The organism is Streptomyces carpinensis (genome assembly GCF_002154505.1).
In the GTDB taxonomy this organism is placed as follows: Bacteria; Actinomycetota; Actinomycetes; order Streptomycetales; family Streptomycetaceae; genus Streptomyces; species Streptomyces carpinensis.
On sequence record NZ_MUBM01000386.1, the window covers coordinates 1 to 5,759 of the forward strand.

At 70.2% G+C, this 5,759-nt stretch carries 7 protein-coding genes and 1 pseudogene; 7 read left to right on the forward strand and 1 reads right to left on the reverse strand.

What is annotated here, in order from left to right; genetic code table 11:
* The coding region (locus tag BZY54_RS39665; RefSeq protein WP_143668234.1) for an RNA-guided endonuclease TnpB family protein at positions 1-534 on the forward strand (534 nt) is incomplete at its 5' end.
* 113 nt (positions 535-647) lie between these two features.
* Here BZY54_RS39665 and BZY54_RS39670 read toward each other — a convergent pair.
* On the reverse strand, positions 648-1,397 hold the full coding sequence (locus BZY54_RS39670) for an IclR family transcriptional regulator (protein ID WP_086730203.1): 750 nt from the start codon (positions 1,395-1,397) through the stop codon (positions 648-650).
* 71 nt (positions 1,398-1,468) lie between these two features.
* Between BZY54_RS39670 and BZY54_RS39675 the strand changes: the two genes are divergently transcribed.
* The 6 genes and pseudogenes from BZY54_RS39675 to BZY54_RS52505 form a co-directional block, all read left to right on the forward strand.
* Complete coding sequence (locus tag BZY54_RS39675) at positions 1,469-2,275, forward strand: 2-keto-4-pentenoate hydratase (protein WP_086730204.1); 807 nt, start codon at positions 1,469-1,471, stop codon at positions 2,273-2,275.
* A 10-nt stretch (positions 2,276-2,285) separates the two neighbouring features.
* On the forward strand, positions 2,286-3,248 hold the full coding sequence (locus BZY54_RS39680) for an acetaldehyde dehydrogenase (acetylating) (RefSeq protein WP_086730205.1): 963 nt from the start codon (positions 2,286-2,288) through the stop codon (positions 3,246-3,248).
* Complete coding sequence (dmpG, locus tag BZY54_RS39685) at positions 3,245-4,270, forward strand: 4-hydroxy-2-oxovalerate aldolase (protein WP_086730206.1); 1,026 nt, start codon at positions 3,245-3,247, stop codon at positions 4,268-4,270. The genes BZY54_RS39680 and dmpG overlap by 4 nt, the downstream gene beginning before the upstream one ends.
* Positions 4,271-4,348: 78 nt before the next feature.
* Positions 4,349-4,705 (forward strand): excisionase family DNA-binding protein, encoded by a 357-nt coding sequence (locus BZY54_RS39690; RefSeq protein ID WP_086730207.1) that lies wholly within the window; start codon positions 4,349-4,351, stop codon positions 4,703-4,705.
* A gap of 16 nt (positions 4,706-4,721) precedes the next feature.
* Entirely contained in the window at positions 4,722-4,973 is a 252-nt protein-coding gene (locus tag BZY54_RS39695; RefSeq protein WP_143668235.1) for a hypothetical protein, read from the forward strand.
* A gap of 71 nt (positions 4,974-5,044) precedes the next feature.
* Positions 5,045-5,759 (forward strand): annotated as a pseudogene (locus BZY54_RS52505) (zinc ribbon domain-containing protein); the annotation flags it as partial.

Below are 5,759 nucleotides of genomic sequence, written 5' to 3' on the forward strand. Positions count from 1 at the left end.
CAGGGGCTGGCCCGCTACCAGCGGATGATGGCCCGGCGCCGGAGCCCGAAGGGCCGGCCCGCATCGAAGGGCTACCGGAAGGCGCAGGTGCAGGCCGCGAAGCTGCACAGGAAGGTCGCGCGGCAGCGGGAGGACACATCCCGCAAGTGGGCCAAGTCCGTGATGCGTGATCATGACGGGGTGGCGGTGGAGGACTTCAGGCCGAAGTTCCTCGCGAAGACCACGATGGCCCGCAAGGCGGCCGATGCCGCCGTCGCCGCCACCAAACGCGCTCTGGTCGAGATGGGGCGCAAGCACGCACGGGACGTCCGTCTCGTGCACCCGGCGCACACCACGATGGACTGCGCAACGTGCGGAGCGAGAACCAAGCACGCACTGCCTCTGTCGATGAGAACCTATGCCTGCACCGCGTGCGGAGCCGTCTGTCCCAGGGACAAGAACTCCGCCCGCGTGATGCTGGTCCGGGCCGGTTGGAACCCGGACGGTGCCGAGGGCGTAAGACCACCTGAGCCGCCGGCTCAGGTGGCGGCCTGAGCCGTGAATCCCCACATCAGCCCTGGAGGGTGGAGAATCCCCTCCCATCAGGGAGGGGAGCCTTCAACGGATCCAGGCCGAGCAGGCGGCCGGCCCGGTCGGACAGGCGGCTCTCAACGACCCCGACGCGCAAGCGTGGAGCCCAGCGCCGCCGCCGCCGCACGCACGGCCGTCTCGTGGGATTCGGGGCGGAACCGTCCGACCGGCCCGGTCACGCTGATGGCGGCCACCACCGTGCGCCCGTCGGGCTTGAGGACCGGCGCGGCCACACAGAGCAGGCCGGGCGTCGACTCCTCCCGTTCGTAGGCGACACCGGTTTCGATCGTCCTCGCGAGCTGTCTGCGCAGGATGCCCGGCGCGATGACGGTATGGGGCGTACGGCGCTCGAGAGGGCCGGTCAGCACGGCGGCCTGCTCGTCCTCCCCGGCGTAGGCCAGCAGCACCTTGCCGAGCGCGGTGCAGTGCATCGGCATACGCCCGCCGGTACGCGAGGGTGCCTTGGCCTGGCGGTGCCCACCGATCTTCGTGATGTAGACGACCTCGTGGCCCTCGCGCACGCCGAGGTGGACCGTCTCATGGGTGCGCTCGTAGAGATCCTGCAGGAACGGCATCGCCAGCTCCAGCAGCGTGCGCTCGGTGGCCGCGCGCAGGCCCAGCTCGAACAGGCCGCCGGAGAGCCGGTAGCCGTGCGCCGTCTTGTCGAGCAGCCGGTGGTGGACCAGGTCCCCGGCCACGCGGTGGACCGTGCCCTTGGGCAGTTCGGTCCGCCGGACCAGCTCGGCGAGCGGCAGCACCGAGTCCGCCGGGCCGAACGCGCGCAGGATGGCCAACGCCTTGCCCAGGACGGTGTCGCGGTCCTCCATGCCAAAGAGCGTACCGCTGAGCGGAACGCCGATGTGGAGCTCGCTGCGCCCGTTACCGCAGATTGGACGCCATGCCCCAGACTCACCCCGCTGCCGCCACCGACAGCATCGCCGCCGCCGCGGCCCGGCTCCGCCAAGCCGCGGCCACCGGCACCCCTGCCGCCCCCGTACGCGACCTGATCGGCCGTGACGACGTCCGGGCGGCCTACGCGGTGCAGCTGCAGCTCACCACCGAGCGGATCGAGGCCGGCGCCACCGTCGTCGGCCGGAAGATCGGCCTGACCTCCGCGGCCGTGCAGGAGCAGCTCGGCGTCGACCAGCCCGACTTCGGCATCCTCTTCGACGACATGGAGTACCCCGACGGCTCGGTCGTGCCGGCCGGCGCGGTTTTGCAGCCGCGGGTCGAAGCCGAGATCGCCTTCGTGCTCAGGGCCGACCTGGCCGAAGGGCCGCTCGACGACGCCCAGGTGCGTGAGGCCATCGACTACGCCGTCGCCGCCGTCGAGATCTGCGGCAGCCGCGTCGCCGACTGGGACATCAGCTTCGGTGACACGGTCGCCGACAACGCCTCGGCCGGCGGCTACGTGCTCGGTACGCGGCGGGTGCCGCTTGCGGAGTTCGACCCCGTCGCGGCCGAGATGACGATGACGATCGACGGCGAGACCGTCTCCACCGGCACCGGTGCCGCCTGCCTCGGCGACCCGGTCACCGCCGTCGTGTGGCTCGCCCGCCAGGCCCGCGAACTGGGCGCGCCGCTGCGCGCGGGCCAGGTCATCCTCTCCGGTGCCCTCGGTCCGATGCGCCCCGTGACGCCGGGCGCCGCCGTACACGCCACTGTCACCGGCCTCGGCGCGGTGTCGGTCACCTTCTCCGCCTAAGGGAGCGACGATGAGCAAGACGAAGGTCGCCATCATCGGGTCGGGCAACATCGGCACCGACTTGATGATCAAGATCATGCGCACCGCGCAGCACCTTCAGATGGGGGTCATGGTCGGCATCGACCCGGCCTCCGACGGCCTGGCCCGCGCCCGGCGCTTCGGGTTCGAGACCACCGCCGAGGGCGTGGACGGGCTGCTGAAGTCGCCGCAGATCGACGAGATCGGCATCGTCTTCGACGCCACCTCGGCCGGTGCGCACCGCTACAACGACGACAAGCTGCGCCCCCTCGGCATCCGGGTGATCGACCTGACCCCGGCCGCGATCGGGCCGTACGTCGTCCCGGCGGTCAACCTCGACGAGCACCTCGACGCGCCCAACGTCAACATGGTCACCTGCGGCGGCCAGGCCACGATCCCGATCGTGGCCGCGATCAGCAGGGTCGTCCCGGTGGCGTACGCCGAGATCGTCGCCTCGATCGCCTCCAAGTCGGCCGGCCCCGGTACGCGGGCGAACATCGACGAGTTCACCGAGACGACCTCCGCGGCGATCGTGCAGGTCGGCGGCGCCCGGCGGGGCAAGGCGATCATCATCCTCAACCCGGCCGAGCCGCCGCTGATGATGCGTGACACCGTCTTCACGCTGGTCACCCTGCCCGCCGGGGAGGACGGCGAGACGGCGAAGGCGCAGATCACCGCCTCGATCCGGAAGATGGCCGCCGAGGTCGCCGCGTACGTCCCGGGCTACCGGATGGTCCAGGACGTCCAGATCACCGAGATCCCGGCCGACCAGCCGGTCGAGACCCTGCTGGCCGACGGATCCGACGCACGGCCGACCCACCAGGTGTCGGTCTTCCTCAAGGTCGAGGGCGCGGGCATGTACCTCCCGGCGTACGCCGGAAACCTCGACATCATGACCTCGGCCGCGGTGCAGATGGCCGAGAAGATCGCCGCCGCGAAGGAGACCTCGAAGTGAGCACCCCGATCTTCGTACAGGACGTCACCCTCCGCGACGGGATGCACGCCGTCCGGCACCGCATCACACCCGACGACGTCAAGCGCATCGTCGTGGCGCTGGACGAGGCCGGTGTCGACGCGATCGAGGTCGCCCACGGGGACGGCCTCGCCGGCGGCTCGGTCAACTACGGCCCCGGCTCCCACACCGACTGGGAGTGGATCGAGGCGGCCGCCTCGGTCCTCGTCAACGCCCGCCTGACCACCCTGCTGCTGCCGGGCGTGGGCACGATCCACGAGCTCAAGCACGCCTACGACCTCGGCGTCCGCTCGGTGCGCGTGGCCACGCACTGCACCGAGGCCGACATCTCCGCCCAGCACATCGCCGCGGCCCGCGAGTTGGGCATGGACGTCTCGGGTTTCCTGATGCTCTCCCACATGGCCGAGCCCGCACAGCTCGCCCGGCAGGCCAAGCTGATGGAGTCCTACGGCGCCCACTGCGTCTACGTCACCGACTCCGGCGGCCGGCTGACGATGAACGACGTCGCCGCCCGGGTACGCGCCTACCGCGACGTCCTCGACGAGGCCACCGAGATCGGCATCCACGCCCACGAGAACCTCTCGCTGTCCGTCGCCAACTCGGTGGTCGCCGTCGAGAACGGCGTCCACCGCGTCGACGCCTCGCTCGCCGGACACGGCGCGGGTGCGGGCAACTGCCCCATCGAGGCGTTCATCGCGGTGGCGAACCTGTCGGACTTCAAGCACCACTGCGACCTGTTCAAGCTGCAGGACGCCGCGGACGGCATCGTCCGCCCGCTGCAGGACCGACCGGTCCGGGTCGACCGCGAGACCCTCACGCTGGGCTATGCGGGCGTCTACTCCAGCTTCCTGCGGCACGCGGAGATCGCCTCGCAGCGGTACGACGTCGATGTCCGCGACATCCTGATGGAGTGCGGCCGGCGGCGCCTGGTCGGCGGACAGGAGGACATGATCGTCGACATCGCCCTCGACCTCGCGTCCGGCCGCAAGGAGCCCTCGCTGTAGGCCGCGCCAAGCAGCCGCGCGGGAGGCTCACCAACTTCATTAGTTATCCCTAGTGTTGTGCATGTATGGTTGCGGGGCATGGAGTTGCTGCGTATGTCCAAGGCTGCGAAGCGTCTCGGGATACACCCGATGACGCTTCGTCAGTGGGCGTTGGACGGCAAGATCCGCTTCACGTGGGTCGGTCGTGAGCGCCGGTTCTCCTCGGTTGATGTGGAGAACATGAAGCGTGGCAGTGGCGCTTCAACTTCGCGCCCTCGTCTGGAGTTGCTGTATGTGCGCGTGTCCGGCTCGTCCGGGCAGGAGTCCTCGTTGCAGGCGCAGGAGGCCGAGCTGCGGGCCGCTTCGACGGGCGAGATCGTCAAGGTCGTCCGGGATCGTGGCTCGGGCCTGAAGGAGAACCGGCCCGGTTTGAACCGGGTCGGCGATGGTGGCTGACGGCTCAGTCGCTGTCGTGCGCGTCACGCATGAGGACCGGCTGGCCCGGTTCGGTGTGAGCTGGCTCAAGCGGTTGTTCGCCGTGTACGGGGTCACCGTGGAGGTGTTGCACCCGAAAAAGCTCGGCGGCCGGGATGAGCTGCTGGAGGATTTCGCCTCTGTGGTGACGACGTTCGCCGGGCGCTTGTATGGGATGCGTAGTGCGCAGAACCGCAAGCGGCTGCTGACCGAGTCCGGTCAGTGCGGCGACGGAGGCGGGGCTGCGTGAGCCGGAAGCTGCCTCTCACTGACGGCGAGAGGTGCCGCACCGCGTGTGCCCGCGCCCTGGTCCGGTCGGGCGTGGATGAGAAGACTGGTGAAGTCCTCACCTGCGCCGCTCTGGCGGAACGGGTGGGCTGGTGTGCTGACCTTGTGGCCGCGATGACCGGCGCGCTGCTGGCCGGACACTGGAATACCACCGACGTGGATGTGCTGGCCGGCGGACAGGACCCGGGCGGCCGGAAGCTGCCGTCGAACGCGTGGATGGCACTGCGCCGCCTGGGCTGGACGGTCTCCTGCGAGGCGAAGGTCAACGATCGGATCGTGCGCATGGCCCAGGAGCAGGCGGGTCGTGCGCTGCGGTCGGTGAAGTGGCGCGCCGATCTGGTGGCCGGTGTGCTGGCCTTCTGGCCCGACGACCCCAAGAAGCGCACCGGCGAGGAGTGGGACGCGGTACGTGCCGCGATACCGGGCGGCGAGCGCCTGCCGTCCAGCATCATCCGTTCCCGCACCCGGCAGATCACCTCCTTCGAGCACACCCACGGCCGTCGCCCCCTCGACGTGTTCGAGCTGGAGCCCGCACCGCGTGTGGCCCGCATGTTGCTCCTCGCCGCCTGCGACGGGCAGCAGGCCACCATCGAACGATCCGCGACCGAGCCGAGGAAGGCCCTGCTGCGGCTGCAACTCCCCACTCGGCCAATCCCGCAGACATACCGTGACTGGACCTGGGTGGAGTGCTCGATCACGCTGCCGCCCACGGTTGCGGCGAACGCGGTGATCCACCTGCCCACCCTGC

What these genes read in the sequence shown, in the direction of transcription:
- BZY54_RS39680 (WP_086730205.1), top strand. Translation starts at nt 2,286, where the DNA reads ATGAGCAAGACGAAGGTCGCCATCATCGGGTCGGGCAACATCGGCACC.
- BZY54_RS39690 (WP_086730207.1), top strand. Translation starts at nt 4,349, where the DNA reads ATGGAGTTGCTGCGTATGTCCAAGGCTGCGAAGCGTCTCGGGATACAC.
- BZY54_RS39670 (WP_086730203.1), bottom strand. Translation starts at nt 1,397, where the DNA reads ATGGAGGACCGCGACACCGTCCTGGGCAAGGCGTTGGCCATCCTGCGC.
- BZY54_RS39675 (WP_086730204.1), top strand. Translation starts at nt 1,469, where the DNA reads ATGCCCCAGACTCACCCCGCTGCCGCCACCGACAGCATCGCCGCCGCC.